This is a genomic window from Aquitalea sp. USM4 (assembly GCF_004328945.1).
Lineage (GTDB): Bacteria > Pseudomonadota > Gammaproteobacteria > Burkholderiales > Chromobacteriaceae > Aquitalea > Aquitalea pelogenes.
The window spans coordinates 1,324,825-1,342,388 of record NZ_CP029539.1 but is presented as its reverse complement, the minus strand read 5'-3'; the positions used below and the strand labels follow the sequence as shown (position 1 = coordinate 1,342,388).

The window sequence follows — 17,564 nt, the reverse complement described above, 5'->3', positions numbered from 1 at the left end:
CTCCCAGTAAGGAAGAGAAATGAAGCAGTACGGCAAAGTGGCAGTGATGATGGGTGGCAGCTCCGCCGAGCGTGAAATCTCGCTGATGAGCGGCAACGGCGTATTGAACGCGCTGCGTTCGCGCGGTGTGGACGCCCATGCCTTCGACCCGGCCGAAAAACCGCTGGCAGCGCTGAAAGAAGAAGGCTTCGAGCGTGTGTTCATCATCCTGCACGGCCCGTTTGGCGAAGACGGCACCTTGCAAGGTGCACTGGAAACACTGGGTATTCCGTATACCGGCTGCGGCGTGATGGCTTCGGCCATCTGCATGGACAAATGGCGTACCAAGCTGTTGTGGCGCGGTGCCGGCCTGCCGATTCCGGAGTTCGAACTGCTGGACGAAAACAGCGACTTTGCCGCCGTGGAAGCACGACTGGGCCTGCCGCTGTTCGTGAAGCCGGCGACCGAAGGCTCCAGCATTGGCGTGACCAAGGTCAAGCAGCCGGGCGAACTGAAAGCAGCGTTTGCGGAAGCCCGCAAGTACGACCCGCTGGTGCTGGCCGAGCGTTTTGTCGGTGGTGGCGAATACACCTGTGCCGTGATTGATGGCCAGGCCTATCCCACCATCAAGATCGAACCGGCCACCGAGTATTACGACTACCAGGCCAAGTATTTCCGCGACGACACGGTATACCGCTGCCCGTCCGGCCTGAGCGAAGAAGTGGAACAGCGCGCCCGCGCACTGTGCCTGCAAGCCTTCCAGGTATTGGGCGGTCAGGGCTGGGGCCGGGTGGATTTCCTGATGGATGAAGCAGGTGGCATTTATCTGCTGGAAGTGAACACCAATCCGGGCATGACCAGCCACAGCCTGGTGCCGATGGCCGCGCGCGCCCAGGGCATCAGCTATGAGGACCTGTGCCTGAACGTGCTGGATATGGTGCATGTGGGATAACCATCAGCTGCTGAAAGGCCTGGCCAATTTCCTGCTGGGTGCCTCGCTGCTGATGCTGTTGTATGCAGGTGGATTCTGGGTGACACACGCACCGGTGTTTCCGGTGAAGAAAATCCAGATCCAGGGACAGATGAAAAGAGTGACGCCGGAACAGCTGCGCTTCATTGCCGAGCACGAGCTGACGGGTACTTTCTTCACGCTGGACATCGACAAGACCCGGGCGGCGTTTGGCAAGCTGCCCTGGGTGCGGGATGCACAGGTGCGCCGGCGTTGGCCGGATGCACTGGAAATTGCAGTGGAAGAACATGTGGCGCAGGCGCGCTGGGGCGAAAACGGGCTGGTGGACAGCCACGGCGACCGCTTCGACGCCGCCAGCGACCAGCAACTGCCGGTGTTTCATGGCCCGGCAGGGGCAGAAAAGGACATGACAGCCATGCTGGCGCGTTTGCGTCAGGGACTGAAACCGACGGGGCTGGCCCCGCAGGAAATCTGGCTGTCACCGCGTCGGGCCTGGCAAGTGGACCTGGATAACGGCATCAAGCTGGACCTGGGCCGGGGCGATGTGGATTTGCGGGTGGAGCGATTCGCCCTGTACTGGAAAAACGAACTGGCAGCGCTGCCGTACCACATCGATTACGTGGACATGCGCTACCCCAATGGATTTGCTGTGCGGATGCCTGATTACAAGGCGCCGCCGGCACAAGTGAAAAAGTAATACCTAGCTGGAGCGACAGGTGAGCAAACCTAAGGAAAGCAAGAACATGCTGGTCGGCCTGGACATCGGAACGTCCAAGATCGTGGCGATTGTCGCGGAGGTCCTGGATGACGGCCAGCTCAACATCATCGGCATGGGCCAGACCCCGTCACGTGGTCTGAAGCGCGGCATGGTGGTGAATATCGAATCCACCGTGCAGGCCATCCAGCGTGCACTGGAGGAGGCCGAACTGATGGCCGACTGCAAGATTCACGAGGTGTTTGCCGGAATTGCCGGTTCGCACATCAAGAGCATCAACTCGCACGGTATGGTGGCCATCAAGGACCGCGAAGTCACCCAGATGGACATCGACCGCGTGATTGAAACCGCACGCGCCGTCACCATCCCGCCGGACCACCAGGTGCTGCACATCCTCACCCAGGAATACAGCATCGACGGCCAGGAAGGCGTGCGCGAACCGCTGGGCATGAGCGGTGTGCGCCTGGAAGCCAAGGTACACATCGTCAGCGGCGCGGTGTCTGCCGCGCAAAACGTCACCAAATGCGTGCGTCGCTGCGGTCTGGAAGTGTCCGACCTGGTACTGCAACCGATGGCCTCGGCCATTGCCGTGCTGTCGGAAGACGAAAAAGACCTGGGCGTATGCCTGATCGACATCGGTGGCGGCACCACCGACATCGCCGTGTATGCCAACGGTGCCATCCGTCATACCGCGGTGATTCCGATTGCCGGTGACCAGATCACCAACGACATCGCCATGGCGCTGCGCACGCCTACCAAGGAAGCGGAAGACATCAAGATCCAGCATGCCGTGGCACTGGTGAGCATGGCCGATCCGGGCCAGATGATCGAAGTACCGGGTGTGGGCGAGCGCGGGCCGCGCCAGATGTCGCGCGCCACGCTGGCCGAAGTGGTGGAACCACGGGTGGAAGAGCTGTTCCAGCTGGTACAGCAGGAGCTGCGCCGCAGCGGCTTCGAGGACCTGCTGTCCTCCGGCATCGTGCTGACCGGCGGTGCCAGCCTGATGCCGGGCATGGTGGAACTGGCAGAAGAAGTGTTCCACATGCCGGTACGCGTGGGCGTGCCCAAGTATGTAGGCGGCCTGGCCGAGGTGGTGAAGACGCCACGTTTCTCGACCGGTGTAGGCCTGTTGTTGTACGGCAAGGACCAGATCCAGACCCATAGCGGACCCAAAGTGGAAAGCGCGGGTGTGGGCCAGCTGTTTGGCCGCATGAAGGCCTGGTTCGCCGGTAATTTCTAAGCAACGGCGGCCGGGTGGCCGCTGCTGTGATTTTTGTTTTTCGGGCAGCAGTAAATAGTGGAATGCAAGCTCATCTTAAACTTGAGGAGAGGCAAATGAGCGGAATGGTTTTTGAAGTAATGCAAGAGACCGCCAACGCGGCTGTGATCAAAGTGATCGGTGTAGGTGGCGGCGGTTGCAATGCCATCGACAACATGATCAGCAGCCATGTGCATGGCGTTGAATTCATCTGCGCCAATACCGACGCGCAATCCCTGCAGCGCAACAAGTCGCCGCAGAAACTGCAACTGGGTAACAACCTGACCCGTGGTCTGGGTGCCGGTGCCAACCCGGAAGTGGGCCGCAGCGCCGCGCTGGAAGACCGCGAGCGCATTGCCGACGCCCTGCGTGGCGCCAACATGGTATTCGTGACTGCCGGCATGGGTGGTGGTACCGGTACCGGTGCAGCCCCGGTGGTGGCTGAAGTGGCCAAGGAACTGGGCATCCTGACCGTAGGTGTGGTCACCCGCCCGTTCGAGCACGAAGGCAAGCGCCTGAAAGTGGCCCAGAGCGGTATCGAAGACCTGAAAAAGCATGTTGACTCGCTGATCGTCATCCCCAACGAAAAGCTGATGGAAGTACTGGGCGACGACGTGACCATGCGTGAAGCCTTCCGTGCTGCCGACGACGTGCTCAAGGGCGCAGTGGCCGGTATCGCCGAAGTGATTACCTGCCCCGGCCTGATCAACGTCGACTTTGCCGACGTACGCACCGTGATGGGTGAAATGGGCCTGGCGATGATGGGTTCTGCCTACGCCTCCGGCATCGACCGTGCCCGCGTGGCCGCCGAGCAAGCCGTGGCCAGCCCGCTGCTGGACAACATCACCCTGGAAGGCGCACGTGGCGTGCTGGTGAACATTTCCACCGCACCGGGCTGCCTGAAGATGAGCGAATACCGCGAAATCATGGGCATCATCCGTCAGTACGCCGACGAAGATGCACAGATCAAGTTCGGTACCGCCGAAGTGGAAGAAATGCCGGAAGACACCATCCGTGTCACCCTGATTGCCACCGGCCTGGGTCAGCAAAAGCCGGTACGCGAAGAGCGTCCGGAGTACATCAAGATCGTCAAGACCGGCACCGACGACCGTGCGGTGGAAGTCATCAACTACGACGATTTCGATACCCCGGCCATCATGCGTCAGGGCCGTCGCCGCGCTGCGCCGTCCACCGACTTCTCCAACCCGGAAGTGAGCGACAGCTATGACATTCCGGCCTTCCTGCGCAAGCAGGCAGATTAAGAAAGGTCTGCCAGGATAAATAGTTAAATACTATTAACGTGTGACGAGCAATCAATAAAGCATGGCGAAAGCCTGTGCTAGAATCGGGTTTTCCCGATTGCCTGAGAGCTTCACATGATATTCCAGCGCACGCTAAAACAAGCGATCAGCGCCACAGGTGTCGGCTTGCATTCTGGCGAGCGGGTGAAACTCACCCTGCTGCCGGCAGCGCCCGACACCGGCATCGTCTTTCGCCGAACCGACTTGCCCGAGCCGGTGGATGTGAAAGTCGAGCCTGCGCTCGTCAACGACACGCGCCTCTCCTCCACGCTGGTGACAGACACCGGCGTGCGTGTCGGCACGATCGAGCATTTGATGTCAGCCTTTGCCGGCTTTGGCATCGACAACCTTGTCGTCGAGGTGACGGCGGCGGAAATCCCCATCATGGATGGCTCCGCCGCCCCCTTCATTTACCTGCTGCAAAGTGCTGGTGTGGTCGAGCAGTCCGTGCCCAAACGCTTCATCCGGGTGAAACAGCCGGTGGAAATCGTCGAAGGCGACAAATGGGTCAGGCTGGACCCGCTGGACGGCTTCAAGATCACCCTGTCCATCGAATTCAATCACCCGGCTTTCAATCTGGCACCGCAAAAAGTCGAAATCGACTTTGCCAGCAGCTCTTATCTGGATGAAATCAGCCGCGCCCGCACCTTCGGCTTCATGCATGAAGTGGAATACATGCGCCAGCATGGACTGGGCTTGGGCGGCAGCCTGGATAACGCCATCGTGATTGATGATGAATACGTGCTCAATCCGGAAGGCCTGCGCTTCCCCGATGAATTCGTGCGTCACAAGATTCTGGACGCCATCGGCGACCTCTACATTGTTGGCCACCCGCTGATTGCCGCCTTCTCCGGCCATAAATCCGGCCATGCGATGAACAACAAGCTGCTGCGCAAACTGCTGGAAACCCCGGATGCCTGGGAATACGCCAGCTTTGTCGACCCGCTGGACGCCCCGTCCAGCTTCCATCGTCTGCCCGAGGCGGTGTAAGCATGCTGTGGTGGCGGTTGTGGGCGATTGTCATCATCCTTGCGTTTGGCTGGGCGGCCATCTGCTATGCGCTCACCCGCAATCCGCGCTACCTCCAGCTCAGCCTGCGGCTGTGCAAATGGACGGGCGGCCTGGGACTGCTGCTCTCCCTCTTCTGGCTGATTGGCAAATTGATCCGATAGCCGCACACTGCCAGCCATTCAAATCAGATGGCAGTCAGTGCTGCCGCTTGCTGGAGGTTTTGATGTCCGGATTGACTCATTTCGACGCCAGTGGCCAGGCCCACATGGTGGACGTGGGTGACAAAAAGGTCACCCGTCGCCGTGCGGTGGCGCAGGGCAGTATCCGCATGCTGCCTGCCACCCTGGCCCTGATCCGCGATGGCAATCATAAAAAGGGCGACGTGCTGGGCATTGCCCGCATCGCCGCCATCATGGCTTCCAAACGCACTGCCGACCTGATTCCGCTCTGTCACCCCATCGCGCTCACCCGCGTGGCTGTTGAATTTGCGCTGGACGAAGCCGCCAGCAGTGTCGGTATTACCGTGACTGCCGAGTGCAGCGGCCAGACCGGTGTGGAAATGGAAGCCCTTACCGCAGCCAGCGTCGGCCTGCTCACCATTTACGACATGTGCAAGGCGGTGGACCGTGGCATGGTGATATCTGCCGTGCAGTTGCAGGAAAAAGAAGGCGGCAAGAGCGGGCACTGGAAGGCAGGTGCCTGAGCCACCGGCATTTTCCGCCATGCCGTGTAGCGACTTATTGCAATGACGGGCAGTCCAGGTCGCCTTCCTTGCATTGCATCAGTTTTTGCAGCTCCTTGATGCGGTTCTCCGTCTTGCCGGTCAGGCATTGCAACCAGATGGTCGGGAAGATGCTGCCACCACTGACCTGGGCGGTTTCAAAACGACAAGCAGCATCCCGGTAGCCTATCCAGGCACGCTGGGCAACAGTCAGCCGTTGCTGGTCGTCGGCAGCCAGGCGCTGGCGGTACTGTTTGTAGAGGCTGTTCAGCTGTGTATCCGCCAGGTCATGCGCCTTGGCCGCGCAGACATTCATGTCCGTCTGCGTCATGGCATTCTGGCAGCTGTCGCTGGCAGCCAGCGCCATGCTGCTGCACAGCCCTGCCAGCAGCAGGCCGGTCAGACCGTATTTCATTGATGTTCCCTTTGTATCGCCCGGTTTCAGTCATGCAGCTCGGTCAGTTGCACCTGCTCCGGCCGCGCTTCGCGGCTGATCAACACCACCGCTGCCAGAATCAGCCCGCCACCCAGCACCTGGCTCCAGCCCAGCGGTTCGCCCAGTAACAGCCAGGCCAGCAGGATGGTGACCACCGGTTCGGCGGTGGAAATCAGCGAGGCCTGGGTGGCACCGGTTTGGGCCAGTCCGGACAGGAACAGTGCCAGTGCTGCCACTGTGCCAAAGCAGGCAATGCCCAATACCGACAGCCAGCCGTGCACGCTGGTCGGGCCGTGAAAACCGGTACTGGCCAGATACACCCCGTAGCAACTGGCAGCGGAAAACACCACCACGCAAGAGGACGTCAGCGGATCACACTCGCTGGTGTAACGGCTGCCGGCCAGGATGTACAGCGAATAGATGATGGCCGAACCCAGACCCAGCAGCAGTCCCAGCGGTTGGGCGGAGAGTTCCAGACCGATGGTGATCACCAGCCCGCCCAGCGCCAGTGCCAGCGCCAGCAGGCGTCTGCTGCTAAAGCGTTCGCCCAGCAACAGGGTGGACAGCACCAGCACGATGGCAGGAAACAGGTAGAGCAGCAGGGCGATGGTGCCGGCGCTGGCATAGTGCAGGCCGGAAAAATAACAGGCGGCCATGCCGGCATAGCCCATGCTGCCCATGGCGATCAGCACCAGCAGTGCCCGGCCGCGTGGCCACGGCAGCTTCTTCCATAACACCCAGGGCAGCAGCAGGATGCCAGCCAGGAAAAAGCGCAGGAACAGCAGGCTGGGCGTGGACACGCCATCGGCGTAGGCAAAGCGCGCCAGAATGGCCATACTGCCAAAACCGAGTGCGGAAAGCAGGATCTTGAACTGGGCCAGCGCCAGGGCGCTGCGCGGGGAGGGGGCAGGTGAAGACACAATACGGCCAGATGGGGGAAAGCCTTATTGATACCGCAATTTCACTTGCTTGTCATGACGAATGCACCGCGCTGGTGCAGGCAGGGCGACACAGGCCGCAACAGCCAGGCATCGCCCTGTGGCAGGGCGTCAGCTTTTCAGCGCCGCTGCTTCAGCGCCAGGGCGCGGCACGCAGCAGCTTGACCGCCTGTTCGGCAGATTTCGGTGCAGTCTTCTCTACACACAGGTCCTCGCGCAGGGCGCGGCGGGCCTTGTCATCGTATTCAATCTTGCGCCATTCCTCGCGCATGGATTCAATCCAGCGTTTGTTGATGCTGTCGCCAAAAGCATAGCTACGGTAGGTATTGGCACTGCACTGGATGCCTTCCACGCTGAGGTTCTCGGCACCGGCCGGGCTTTGCACGCGCAGGATCAGCCGTACCACGCCATCTTCACCCACCGTCATGCTCTTGCTGTCGGCAAAGTATTTGTTGGCCACTTCCGGGCCGACATAAAAACCGATCCAGTCTGGCGCAGCCGGGTAAGCCGGAATGCTGTATTTGCCTTCTTCCCAGGGCTTTACGTCTTCCAGCGCGTAGTTGGTGTTGTTGAAGCCCTTGTTGTATTCGCTGGCCTGGGCCGCCAGCGCCAGCAGCAGTCCGGCCAGGGCCAGACCAAATCGGGACAGATTCACGCACATCTCCTGCTCAAGGCTTGGCCGGGTGCTGGATTTGCCCCGGCCGGATGGTATAACGGCGGCGACCGGCTTCGCGGCCGGCCAACCCCCAGGTAAGTTCGGACAAGCTTACATCACCACGGGCTGATACGTTGAGCAGCATCGATGCGCGGGTGCCGTAATCGCGGCCCTGAATAAAAACCGGCGACAACACCTTTTCCAGCGCCAGCCCCACCCCGGTGTTGGGCAACTGGCCCGGCCCGGCCGCGGTGGTATCGGCCAGCCAGGCAAAGGCTTCATCCTCGCCGGGCGGACGGCGCAGGCCGCGCAAGTGTTCGGCCAGGCGTTCGCTCTTGAACCACGGGGTGTCCAGCGTGGCATTGGACAGGGTGTGGATGCCGGGTGTCACCCGGGCAATGCGTGCGCCACGACTGTGAAAGTGGAACAGGTCGTCCACCTTGCCGTACAGCAGGTTGAACGGCGCATAGTGCTGGTGGTTGTCGCGCAGCCAGTCGGCAAAGGCAAACGGGTCGTCATCGCCGGTGACAAAGCGCTGGACCAGCTCGCCGCGCGAGCGTTCCCCGCTCTTGCCATAGCCTTCGCGGAAGTTGGTCAGCGCGGCAAAGCGGCCACGGCCATCCACCATCAGCCAGCTGCCACCGGCTTGCAGGTCGCGCCCGCCAAGGGTATCGGTATGGCCTTCCCACCAGTCCAGCGCTGCGGCCGGGCGGGCATAGTATTCGTCGCGGTTGGCCAGCAAAACCAGCTGGCCCAGGCCGGGCATCTTGTAGGCAAAAGCAATCACGCACATGGCGGGCATTCCGATTTGGGAAGGGCTTGACGGGTGGCGTAAACTACTCGGATGGATAGCCGGTAGAATACTGCCTTCACCTCTGCATTGTAACGTAAAGACTGAGCGACACGCCCCATGACTCCCGACCGCCTGATTGACCTGTCCGGCCTCAACTGTCCCTTGCCCATCCTGCGCGCCAAGAAGGCGCTGGCCGATATGGCAAGCGGTACCGTGCTGGAAGTGATTGCCACCGATGCCGGTGCACCCAAGGATTTCGAGGCTTTTTGCCGCCAGACCGGCAATGCCCTGCTGGAGTCCACCACCACGGCGGAAGGCAAGTTCCGCATGGTGCTGCGTCGCAAGTAAGCCTGACCGCAACCGATACTGCCAGCCCAGACATAGACCCGACATAGAGCCCGAGCGCATGACGACACTGACCCTGATCCGCCCCGACGACTGGCACCTGCACCTGCGCGATGGCGCAGCCCTGGCTGCCGTACTGCCCGACACCGCCCGCCAGATGGGCCGTGCCATCATCATGCCGAACCTGAAACCGCCGGTGACCACGGTGGAAGCTGCCGCCGCCTACCGTGAGCGCATTCTGGCCGCACTGCCGGCTGGCAGCTGCTTCGAACCGCTGATGACGCTTTACCTCACCGACAACACCAGTGCCGAAGAAGTGCGCAAGGCGCGCGCCAGCGGTTTCGTGCATGGCATCAAGCTGTATCCGGCCGGTGCCACCACCAATTCCGACTTTGGTGTCAGCAGCATCGATAAAGCCATGCCGGCGCTGGAAGCCATGGCCGAATGCGGCATGCCGCTGCTGGTGCATGGTGAAGTGACGGACTCCGCCATCGACATCTTCGACCGCGAAGCCGTGTTCATCGAACAGGTCTTCCAGCCGCTGCTGGCCCGCCTGCCGTCCCTGCGCGTGGTGTTCGAACACATCACCACCAAGGATGCCGCCGAATATGTGGCCAGCGCGCCGGACAATATTGCCGCCACCATCACCGCGCATCATCTGCTGATGAACCGTAACGCCATCTTTGTTGGCGGTATTCGACCGCATCATTACTGTCTGCCGGTACTCAAGCGCGAGCTGCACCGCCAGGCGCTGGTCGCCGCGGCCACCTCTGGTTCGGCCAAGTTCTTCCTTGGCACCGACAGCGCACCGCATGCCCGTCACGCCAAGGAAGCTTCCTGCGGCTGTGCCGGCATGTACACCGCCAATGCCGCCATCGAGCTGTATGCCGAAGCCTTCGAAGTGGCCGGCGCGCTGGACAAGCTGGAAGCCTTTGCCAGCCTGAACGGCCCGGCCTTCTATGGCCTGGCCCCCAATGCCGACACCATTACCCTGGTGAAGGAAAGCTGGACCGTGCCGACCGAGCTGGCCTATGGCGACGATGTGCTGGTGCCGCTGCGTGCCGGCGAGGCCATCCACTGGCGCATGCAGGACTGAAGTCAGTCCCGCTTGGCCAGAGTCGAAAAAGCTCCCGCAAGGGAGCTTTTTTATTGGTATTGCCGGGTTGTCGGGCAATCCGTCCGTCTCTGAGCAAAGACTGGCCCTATTTACAGGCTGTAATGAAAGCCCCGTATTTAAAGGCGTTGCGGCTTATTACGCCGCTGACTACCCGTGACGGCACGGCCTGCATACGCAGGCAATTAATGCCGGATGGCTAAATCGCCCATATTGGCGCGGGGAGGGTGGCTGGACTGCCTGTTAAATAAGCCATGCATGCAAGATATTAATACCTGCCAATACCATTACTCATGGGCTGGGTGAGAATAGTTGCTGTTACTGCGGAAATATTGCGAAAAAATGCTGGAAATTAAGGCCTAGTCGTTGAAATGACACGGATTTTGCAAAACGATTGTCATATTGTTTCTGGTGAGGCTTGAGAATTGCAAAAGCGCTGGCGCATAATTTCCCGTCCGTTTCGGATAGTTAAACAGATAGTTCCGAACAAAATTCGGATATAAGAATTTGCGCACCCGCAATAAGCGGGGCTCTACAGAACAGGAGAATAGGCGAATGCATCACAATAAATCGCTCCGTATTACCGCATCCGCAGTGGCACTGGCGCTGGCTGCTTGCTCTGGCCTGGCGCTGGCCGCGCAGGTACCGGCTGGTGTCAAACTGGCTGCCAAACAGGAACTCACCCGCAACACCGGTTCCGAGCCCGAGTCGCTGGACCCGGTACTGGCCGAATCGGTTCCGGCCAACACCATTACCGCCGACCTGTTTGAAGGCCTCACCGCCACCGACAGCTTTGGCAAGGTTGTGCCGGGTGTGGCCGAGTCCTGGAAGCAGACCAGCCCCACCACCTGGGTATTCAAGCTGCGCAAGAATGCCAAGTGGTCGGATGGTTCCGCGGTGACCGCGAGCGATTTCGTCTATGGCTGGCAGCGTTTTGTCGAGCCCAAGACTGCATCTCCCTATGCCTCTACCTACGGCATCTTCATCCTCAACGGCAAGGAAATCACCGAAGGCAAGAAGCCCGCTTCTGCGCTGGGCGTGAAGGCCGTGGACAAGTACACGCTGGAAGTACAAACCCCGTACCCGGTACCGTTCATGCCGTCGCTGGTAGCCAATACCCAGCTGGCTCCGCTGCCCAAGGCCACCATCGACAAGTTCGGCAAGGACTGGACCAAGCCGGGCAAGATGGTATCCAACGGCGCTTTTGCGCTGAAGGACTGGCAGGTCAACAGCAAGGTGGTGGTGGAAAAGAACGCCCAGTACTGGGACGTGAAGAACGTGCAGCTGGGCAAGATCACCTATCTGCCGATCGAAGACCACAACGCCGACGTGAAGCTGTATGAATCCGGCGAAAACGACTGGGTACTGGAACTGCCGTCCGGCACTTACGACAAGTACAAGACCCAGTATCCGAAGGAAATCCGCAATGCGCCTTTCCTGGGCCTGCGTTACTACTCGCTGAACAACAAGGACCCGCTGCTCAAAGACGTGCGCGTGCGCAAGGCACTGTCCATGGTGATCGACCGTGACATCCTGGCCAAGAAAGTGACTGCCGACGGTCAGGCTCCGGCCTACAGCGCCATCGTGGCCGGTACTGCCGGTGCCGATGTCACCAGCTACGACTGGGCAAAATGGCCGATGGCCAAGCGGGTGGAAGAGGCCAAGAAGCTGCTGGCCCAGGCCGGTGTACAGCCTGGCACCAAGCTGAAGTTTGCCTACAACACCAGTGACTACCACAAGAAGATGGCCATCTTTGCCGCTTCCGAATGGAAATCCAAGCTGGGTCTGAATACCGAGCTGGAAAGCCTGGAATTCAAGGTGTTGCTGAAGAAGCGTCACGATGCCGATTACCAGATCGCCCGTAACGGCTGGGTGGCTGACTACAACGACGCCACCACCTTCCTCGCGCTGGTGCAGTGTGACAACGACCAGAACGACAACAAGAACTGCAATGCCAAGGCCGAAGCACTGATCAAGCAGGGTAGCGATACCACCGATCAGGCCAAGCGCAAGCAACTGTTCACCCAGGCTGTGAAGATGATCATGGATGACTATCCGATGATCCCGCTGCTGCAATACACCGCACCGCGTCTGGTGAAGTCCTATGTGGGTGGCTACGGCAAGAACCCGATGGACCGCTACCGCGGCAAGGACCTCTACATCATCCAGCACTGAGCCTTGCGCTTGACTGAGTGATGCAAGAGGAGGGGGCTGCGGCCCCCGGTTGAACAGAGGCCGGATGTCCGCCAGACGGACATCCGGCTTGTGATGTAGCGCATCATGCCGGCGCGCCTTGCCGTACAGCCATGTTCACAAGACGTGTGCTGCGCTGGCGGACGAGCCTGGCTGGAGTATCCCCATGTGGTCCTATACTTTCCGACGCGTGCTGGCGACCATTCCCACACTGCTGGCCGTCATTACCGTTTGCTATCTGCTGCTGCACCTGACCCCGGGCGGCCCGTTTGACGGGGAACGCAAGGTGTCTGCTGCCGTGCTGGCCAATCTGCAGGCCAAATACCATCTCGACCTGCCGCTGTGGCAGCAATACCTGTATTACATCAAGAGCCTGTTGCAGGGTGATCTGGGTGCTTCCTTCCGCTATGCCGACTGGAGCGTGAACGATCTGGTGGGCAAGGCCCTGCCGGTGTCTGCCGCCATCGGTGGCGGTGCCATCGTGATTTCCCTGTTCATCGGCGTGGCGCTGGGCATTGTGGCCGCGCTGCGCCAGAACAGCATCATCGACTATCTGGTGATGCTGCTGGGCAATATCGGCGGTGCCTTTCCGTCCTTCGTGCTGGGCCCGGTGCTGGTGATGGTGTTTGCCATCGGCCTGGAATGGCTGCCCGCTGGCGGCTGGGATGATTTCTCGCTGCGCTACATGGTGCTGCCGATGGCCCTGCTGGTGTTCATCAACATTTCCACCATCGGCCGCGTGATGCGCGGCAGCATGATCGAGGTGCTGGGCAGCAACTTCATCCGTACCGCCCGCGCCAAGGGCTTGCCCATGCGCACCATCGTGCTGCGTCATGCGCTCAAGCCGGCCTTGATGCCGGTGGTGTCGGTAATCGGCCCGCTGGCCATTTCCTCCATCACCGCTGCAGTGGTGACCGAAACCGTGTTCGGCCTGCCCGGCCTTGGCAAGCTCATCGTCAATGGTGCCGCCAACCGCGACTACACGCTGGTGCTTGGCCTGGTGGTGCTGGTGACGGTGATTACCGTTGTTCTCAACCTGCTCGTGGATCTGGCCTATGCGCTGCTGGACCCGAAGATTCGCTACTGAGCGGGAGCAAAATCATGATGCAAAGCAAACAGAAAGCCATGACGGCTGCGCTGGACAATGGCCTGACCGATGCCGCCGTAGAAGGCCGCAGCCTGTGGCGTGATGCGCGGTTGCGCTTTTTCCGCAATAAGGCGGCCGTCATCAGCCTGATCGTGCTGGCCTTCATCACCCTGGCCTGTGTGTTCGGGCCGATGGTGCTGCCACACACTTATGAAGACACCGACTGGGATGCGATGGGCATTGCCCCGACGCTGGTGAATACCCACTGGTTCGGTACCGATGCGCTGGGGCGTGACCTGCTGGTGCGCTGCCTGATTGGCGGGCGCATTTCGCTGATGGTGGGCGCACTGGCCACCATTGCCTCGGTGGCGTTGGGTATTGTCTGGGGTGCCACTGCCGGTTTCATGGGCGGCAAGGTGGATGCGCTGATGATGCGTATCGTCGACATGATGTATGCCGTGCCCTACCTGCTGATTGCCATCCTGATGGTGACCCTGCTGGGCCGCGACTTCTACCTGGTGGTGCTCACCATTACCGTGTTCTCCTGGATGGACATGGCACGGGTGGTGCGCGGCCAGACACTGGCAATCAAGTCCAAGGAATATGTCGAGGCGGCCCACGCCATTGGCGTGTCCACGCCCAAGATCATCTTCCGCCACATCGTGCCCAATCTGCTGGGCATCGTGGTGATCTACACCACCGTCACCGTGCCGGGTGTGATCCTCACCGAATCGGTATTGTCCTTCCTGGGCCTGGGGGTGCAGGAGCCGATGACCAGCTGGGGCGTGCTGATCCAGGACGGGGCCGGGGTGATGGATGCCAGCCCGTGGATTCTGCTGTTCCCGGCCGGCATGCTGTCGGTCACCCTGTATTGCGCCAACTATATCGGCGACGGCCTGCGCGATGCGCTCGATCCGAAAGATCGTTGAGGTAGCAACAGATGAGTCTATTGAAAGTAAGTAATCTGGGCGTACAGTTCCAGACCAACGACGGCGTGGTCAGCGCCGTCAACGGCGTCAGCTTCGAGCTGGAAAAGGGCCAGACCCTGGGCATCGTCGGCGAATCCGGTTCCGGCAAGAGCCAGACCGTGCTGGCCATGATGGGCCTGCTGGCGCGTAACGGCAAAACCACCGGTGAGGCGCTGTACCAGGGCCAGAACCTGCTGGCCATGAGCCCGACCGAGCTCAACCGCATCCGTGGCGACCGGCTGGCAATGATCTTCCAGGACCCGATGACCTCGCTCAACCCCTATCTGACGGTAGAGCGCCAGATGACCGAGGTACTGGAGCTGCACAAGGGCATCAGCCGCCGCGATGCGAAAAAGCGCGCCATCGAGCTGCTGGACGCAGTGCGCATTCCCGAGGCCGCGCGTCGCATCAATATGTATCCGCACGAATTCTCCGGCGGCATGCGCCAGCGGGTAATGATTGCCATGGCCCTGCTGTGCGAGCCGGAAGTGCTGATTGCCGACGAACCCACCACTGCGCTGGACGTGACGGTACAGGCGCAGATCCTCACCCTGCTCAAAGACCTGCAGCGTGACTTTGGCACCTCCATCGTGATGATCACCCACGATCTGGGCGTGGTGGCCGGCCTGTGCGAAAAAGTGATGGTGATGTATGGCGGCCGCGTCATGGAATACGGCACGGCGGACAACATCTTCTATCAGCCCAGCCATCCCTACACCATCGGCCTGCTGGGCGCCTTGCCGCGGCTGGACCACGACGGCAGCGAGCTGGTGAGCATTCCGGGTAATCCGCCCAATATGGCGCACATGCCCAAGGGCTGCCCGTTCTCCGAGCGTTGCACCCATGCCAGCAGCCGCTGCGCCGACGAGCTGCCGGCACTGGCTGCCAGCACCAGCAATCCGCAGGTGCTGCGCGCCTGTCACAAGCCGGTAGCCGAATTGCAGCTGGCCGCACAGGAGGTGGCACATGTCTGAACAAGCCAAGCAGCCGATTCTGTCGGTACGTGATGTCAAAGTGCATTTTCAGGTGAAGGGCGACGGCCGCTGGCCGTGGAGCGCCAGGCGCACGCTCAAGGCGGTGGATGGCGTCAGCTTCGACCTCTACGCCGGTGAAACCCTGGGGGTGGTGGGCGAGTCCGGCTGTGGCAAGTCCACCCTGTCGCGCGCCATCCTCAACCTGATTCCGGCCACCGCTGGTGAAATCGTGTGGATGGGCAAGGACCTCACCCGTGGTAGTGACAAGGACTGGCATGCAGTGCGCAAGGATATCCAGATGATCTTCCAGGATCCGCTGGCCTCGCTCAACCCGCGCATGACCGTGGCGCAGATCATTGGCGAACCGCTGCGCGTGCACAAGCCGGAGCTGTCCGCCGAGGACATCATGCAGCGCGTACGCAGCATGATGCGCAAGGTGGGCCTGCGCGAGCAGATGATCAACCGCTATCCGCACGAATTTTCCGGCGGCCAGTGCCAGCGTATCGGCATTGCCCGCGCGCTGATTCTGGAGCCCAAGCTGATCATCTGCGACGAACCGGTATCGGCGCTGGACGTGTCGATCCAGGCACAGATCATCAACCTGCTGAAGGAGTTGCAGCGCGAGATGGGCCTGGCGCTGATCTTCATCGCCCACGACCTGGCGGTGGTGAAGCATATTTCCGACCGCATCCTGGTGATGTATCTGGGCCGCGAGATGGAGCTGGCGCAAAAGCATGCCTTGTATGACACGCCTGCCCACCCGTACACCCGCGCCTTGCTGTCGGCCATTCCCATTCCGGACCCGAAGCTGGAAAAGGGCAAGGTGATCCAGATCCTGCAAGGCGATCTGCCCAGCCCGATCAATCCGCCGTCCGGCTGCGTGTTCCGCACCCGCTGCCCGCAGGCCGAGGACCGTTGCAGCAAGGAAACCATCCAGCTGCGCCGTATCAGTGAGCAGAGCCAGAGTTCCTGCCTGCTGGCTTGATGCAGCCAATGCCCGGTTCCCAGCCCCGCTGAAGCAAAGCGGGGCTTTTTCTTGCCCGCAAGCTGGCGGAATCAGGCTGTATGTTAATTTTTGCTAAATTACGTTAGCATGATGGCGCTTTTAAAAAAGGAATTTTGATATGAAAAAATTGCCCCTTGCTCTCGTTTTTGCACTGTCCCTGTCTGGCACCGCCCAGGCTTTCGACCTCAACGGCATGCTCAGCTCGGGCAGCGACCTGCTCAAGGCCGCCACGCTCAGCGACGCTGACGTGAAGAACCTGGCGGCAGAATCCAGCGCCGCCATGGACAAGAAGAACAAGGTTGCTCCGCCTTCCAGCGCTTATGGCAAGCGCCTGGCCAAGATCGTCAAGGGTCTGGACAGTGAAGACGGCACCAAGCTCAACTTCAAGGTTTACCAGACCAAGGACGTCAACGCCTTCGCCATGGCCGATGGCACGGTACGCGTGTACAGCGGCCTGCTGGACAAGATGGATGACGACCAGGTGCGTTTCGTCATCGGCCATGAAATCGGCCACGTGAAACTGGGCCATACCAAGAAAGCCATGCAACTGGCTTACTCTGCCTCCGCAGCACGCAAGGCAGCCGGCAGCAGCGGCAACAGCACTGCCGTGGCCCTGAGTGAGTCCGATCTGGGCAACTTTGCCGAAGCCATCGTCAACGCCCAGTTCTCGCAATCGCAGGAAAGCGATGCCGATGCCTATGGCGTAGGCTTCCTCAAGCGCCACAACTACAATGTGCAAGGCGCACCGTCGGCCCTGCGCAAGCTGGCTGAGCTGTACGGCAACGACAGCAGCATGCTGGCCAGCCACCCGGCTCCGGGCGAACGTGCTGCCAAGGTGGAAAAGCTGATCGCCAACTGATCAGGCAACTGACACAAAAAAGGCCTCCGTATGGAGGCCTCAGGCTGCTGACAAAGTTATTTGGTTCGATTGCACTGGACCCGGCGAAGCCGGGCCTTCCGACTGAGTAATTGATTCCGCAGCCTTCCCATCTATTCCCAATCCCCCCGCCCTTGCCCTGCAAGGGAGCCCCGCTTTCCTTCCAGAAAGCGAGAGGGGTTTGTCAATAATCTGAAGCCTCCGCATGGAGGCCTTTTTGCAT

General features: G+C 60.6%; 19 protein-coding genes. 15 read left to right on the top strand and 4 right to left on the bottom strand.

Features of this window, described 5'->3' with window-relative positions; genetic code table 11:
- The first annotated feature begins 19 nt into the window (after positions 1-19).
- The 7 genes from DKK66_RS06460 to moaC all read left to right on the top strand — a co-directional run bounded on the left by DKK66_RS06460 (position 20) and on the right by moaC (position 5,937).
- Entirely contained in the window at positions 20-931 is a 912-nt protein-coding gene (locus tag DKK66_RS06460; protein WP_062788738.1) for a D-alanine--D-alanine ligase, read from the top strand.
- Entirely contained in the window at positions 921-1,646 is a 726-nt protein-coding gene (locus tag DKK66_RS06455; RefSeq protein WP_131356398.1) for a cell division protein FtsQ/DivIB, read from the top strand. Before DKK66_RS06460 ends, DKK66_RS06455 begins: the two co-directional genes overlap by 11 nt.
- A gap of 46 nt (positions 1,647-1,692) precedes the next feature.
- Entirely contained in the window at positions 1,693-2,904 is a 1,212-nt protein-coding gene (gene ftsA / locus DKK66_RS06450) for a cell division protein FtsA (protein WP_218645090.1), read from the top strand.
- 95 nt (positions 2,905-2,999) lie between these two features.
- Complete coding sequence (ftsZ, locus tag DKK66_RS06445; protein ID WP_045846485.1) at positions 3,000-4,184, top strand: cell division protein FtsZ; 1,185 nt, start codon at positions 3,000-3,002, stop codon at positions 4,182-4,184.
- A gap of 117 nt (positions 4,185-4,301) precedes the next feature.
- Entirely contained in the window at positions 4,302-5,213 is a 912-nt protein-coding gene (lpxC, locus tag DKK66_RS06440) for a UDP-3-O-acyl-N-acetylglucosamine deacetylase (protein ID WP_062788799.1), read from the top strand.
- Positions 5,214-5,215: 2 nt separating this feature from the next.
- Positions 5,216-5,395, top strand: coding sequence for a hypothetical protein (locus tag DKK66_RS06435; RefSeq protein WP_045846484.1), 180 nt, complete (start codon positions 5,216-5,218; stop codon positions 5,393-5,395).
- 62 nt (positions 5,396-5,457) lie between these two features.
- A complete protein-coding gene (gene moaC / locus DKK66_RS06430; RefSeq protein ID WP_131356395.1) occupies positions 5,458-5,937 on the top strand; it encodes a cyclic pyranopterin monophosphate synthase MoaC in 480 nt (159 codons plus the stop codon).
- Between the two features lie 34 nt (positions 5,938-5,971).
- On the opposite strand, the gene DKK66_RS06425 is transcribed toward moaC, so the two are convergent.
- From DKK66_RS06425 to DKK66_RS06410, 4 genes are all read right to left on the bottom strand, one after another.
- Entirely contained in the window at positions 5,972-6,370 is a 399-nt protein-coding gene (locus DKK66_RS06425) for a lysozyme inhibitor LprI family protein (RefSeq protein WP_207389856.1), read from the bottom strand.
- Positions 6,371-6,396: 26 nt separating this feature from the next.
- Positions 6,397-7,311, bottom strand: coding sequence for a DMT family transporter (locus DKK66_RS06420; protein WP_242673578.1), 915 nt, complete (start codon positions 7,309-7,311; stop codon positions 6,397-6,399).
- A gap of 151 nt (positions 7,312-7,462) precedes the next feature.
- A complete protein-coding gene (locus tag DKK66_RS06415; protein ID WP_165494113.1) occupies positions 7,463-7,984 on the bottom strand; it encodes a CNP1-like family protein in 522 nt (173 codons plus the stop codon).
- Between the two features lie 13 nt (positions 7,985-7,997).
- Positions 7,998-8,777 (bottom strand): NRDE family protein, encoded by a 780-nt coding sequence (locus DKK66_RS06410; RefSeq protein WP_131356389.1) that lies wholly within the window; start codon positions 8,775-8,777, stop codon positions 7,998-8,000.
- A 117-nt stretch (positions 8,778-8,894) separates the two neighbouring features.
- Between DKK66_RS06410 and DKK66_RS06405 the strand changes: the two genes are divergently transcribed.
- From DKK66_RS06405 to DKK66_RS06370, 8 genes are all read left to right on the top strand, one after another.
- On the top strand, positions 8,895-9,125 hold the full coding sequence (locus DKK66_RS06405) for a sulfurtransferase TusA family protein (RefSeq protein ID WP_045846478.1): 231 nt from the start codon (positions 8,895-8,897) through the stop codon (positions 9,123-9,125).
- Between the two features lie 58 nt (positions 9,126-9,183).
- Positions 9,184-10,218 (top strand): dihydroorotase, encoded by a 1,035-nt coding sequence (pyrC, locus tag DKK66_RS06400; protein WP_131356386.1) that lies wholly within the window; start codon positions 9,184-9,186, stop codon positions 10,216-10,218.
- Between the two features lie 573 nt (positions 10,219-10,791).
- A complete protein-coding gene (locus tag DKK66_RS06395; protein WP_131356384.1) occupies positions 10,792-12,411 on the top strand; it encodes a peptide ABC transporter substrate-binding protein in 1,620 nt (539 codons plus the stop codon).
- Between the two features lie 184 nt (positions 12,412-12,595).
- Positions 12,596-13,516, top strand: a complete 921-nt coding sequence (oppB, locus tag DKK66_RS06390; RefSeq protein WP_045846475.1) for an oligopeptide ABC transporter permease OppB — start codon at positions 12,596-12,598, stop codon at positions 13,514-13,516.
- Positions 13,517-13,530: 14 nt separating this feature from the next.
- Positions 13,531-14,445 carry an ABC transporter permease subunit gene (locus DKK66_RS06385; RefSeq protein WP_131356381.1) on the top strand — a complete coding sequence of 305 codons (915 nt, stop codon included), beginning with the start codon at positions 13,531-13,533 and terminating at the stop codon, positions 14,443-14,445.
- An 11-nt stretch (positions 14,446-14,456) separates the two neighbouring features.
- Positions 14,457-15,458 (top strand): oligopeptide/dipeptide ABC transporter ATP-binding protein, encoded by a 1,002-nt coding sequence (locus tag DKK66_RS06380; protein WP_045846474.1) that lies wholly within the window; start codon positions 14,457-14,459, stop codon positions 15,456-15,458.
- A complete protein-coding gene (gene oppF / locus DKK66_RS06375; protein ID WP_131356378.1) occupies positions 15,451-16,443 on the top strand; it encodes a murein tripeptide/oligopeptide ABC transporter ATP binding protein OppF in 993 nt (330 codons plus the stop codon). The genes DKK66_RS06380 and oppF overlap by 8 nt, the downstream gene beginning before the upstream one ends.
- A gap of 139 nt (positions 16,444-16,582) precedes the next feature.
- A complete protein-coding gene (locus tag DKK66_RS06370) occupies positions 16,583-17,323 on the top strand; it encodes a M48 family metallopeptidase (RefSeq protein WP_045846472.1) in 741 nt (246 codons plus the stop codon).
- The last annotated feature ends 241 nt before the right edge of the window (positions 17,324-17,564 follow it).

Excerpts from the sequence above, each read along its gene's own strand:
- DKK66_RS06460 (WP_062788738.1), top strand. The coding sequence starts at position 20 with ATGAAGCAGTACGGCAAAGTGGCAGTGATGATGGGTGGCAGCTCCGCC.
- DKK66_RS06455 (WP_131356398.1), top strand. The coding sequence starts at position 921 with ATGTGGGATAACCATCAGCTGCTGAAAGGCCTGGCCAATTTCCTGCTG.
- ftsA (WP_218645090.1), top strand. The coding sequence starts at position 1,693 with ATGCTGGTCGGCCTGGACATCGGAACGTCCAAGATCGTGGCGATTGTC.
- ftsZ (WP_045846485.1), top strand. The coding sequence starts at position 3,000 with ATGAGCGGAATGGTTTTTGAAGTAATGCAAGAGACCGCCAACGCGGCT.
- DKK66_RS06435 (WP_045846484.1), top strand. The coding sequence starts at position 5,216 with ATGCTGTGGTGGCGGTTGTGGGCGATTGTCATCATCCTTGCGTTTGGC.
- moaC (WP_131356395.1), top strand. The coding sequence starts at position 5,458 with ATGTCCGGATTGACTCATTTCGACGCCAGTGGCCAGGCCCACATGGTG.
- DKK66_RS06425 (WP_207389856.1), bottom strand. The coding sequence starts at position 6,370 with ATGAAATACGGTCTGACCGGCCTGCTGCTGGCAGGGCTGTGCAGCAGC.
- DKK66_RS06410 (WP_131356389.1), bottom strand. The coding sequence starts at position 8,777 with ATGTGCGTGATTGCTTTTGCCTACAAGATGCCCGGCCTGGGCCAGCTG.
- DKK66_RS06405 (WP_045846478.1), top strand. The coding sequence starts at position 8,895 with ATGACTCCCGACCGCCTGATTGACCTGTCCGGCCTCAACTGTCCCTTG.
- pyrC (WP_131356386.1), top strand. The coding sequence starts at position 9,184 with ATGACGACACTGACCCTGATCCGCCCCGACGACTGGCACCTGCACCTG.
- DKK66_RS06395 (WP_131356384.1), top strand. The coding sequence starts at position 10,792 with ATGCATCACAATAAATCGCTCCGTATTACCGCATCCGCAGTGGCACTG.
- oppB (WP_045846475.1), top strand. The coding sequence starts at position 12,596 with ATGTGGTCCTATACTTTCCGACGCGTGCTGGCGACCATTCCCACACTG.
- DKK66_RS06385 (WP_131356381.1), top strand. The coding sequence starts at position 13,531 with ATGATGCAAAGCAAACAGAAAGCCATGACGGCTGCGCTGGACAATGGC.
- DKK66_RS06380 (WP_045846474.1), top strand. The coding sequence starts at position 14,457 with ATGAGTCTATTGAAAGTAAGTAATCTGGGCGTACAGTTCCAGACCAAC.
- oppF (WP_131356378.1), top strand. The coding sequence starts at position 15,451 with ATGTCTGAACAAGCCAAGCAGCCGATTCTGTCGGTACGTGATGTCAAA.
- DKK66_RS06370 (WP_045846472.1), top strand. The coding sequence starts at position 16,583 with ATGAAAAAATTGCCCCTTGCTCTCGTTTTTGCACTGTCCCTGTCTGGC.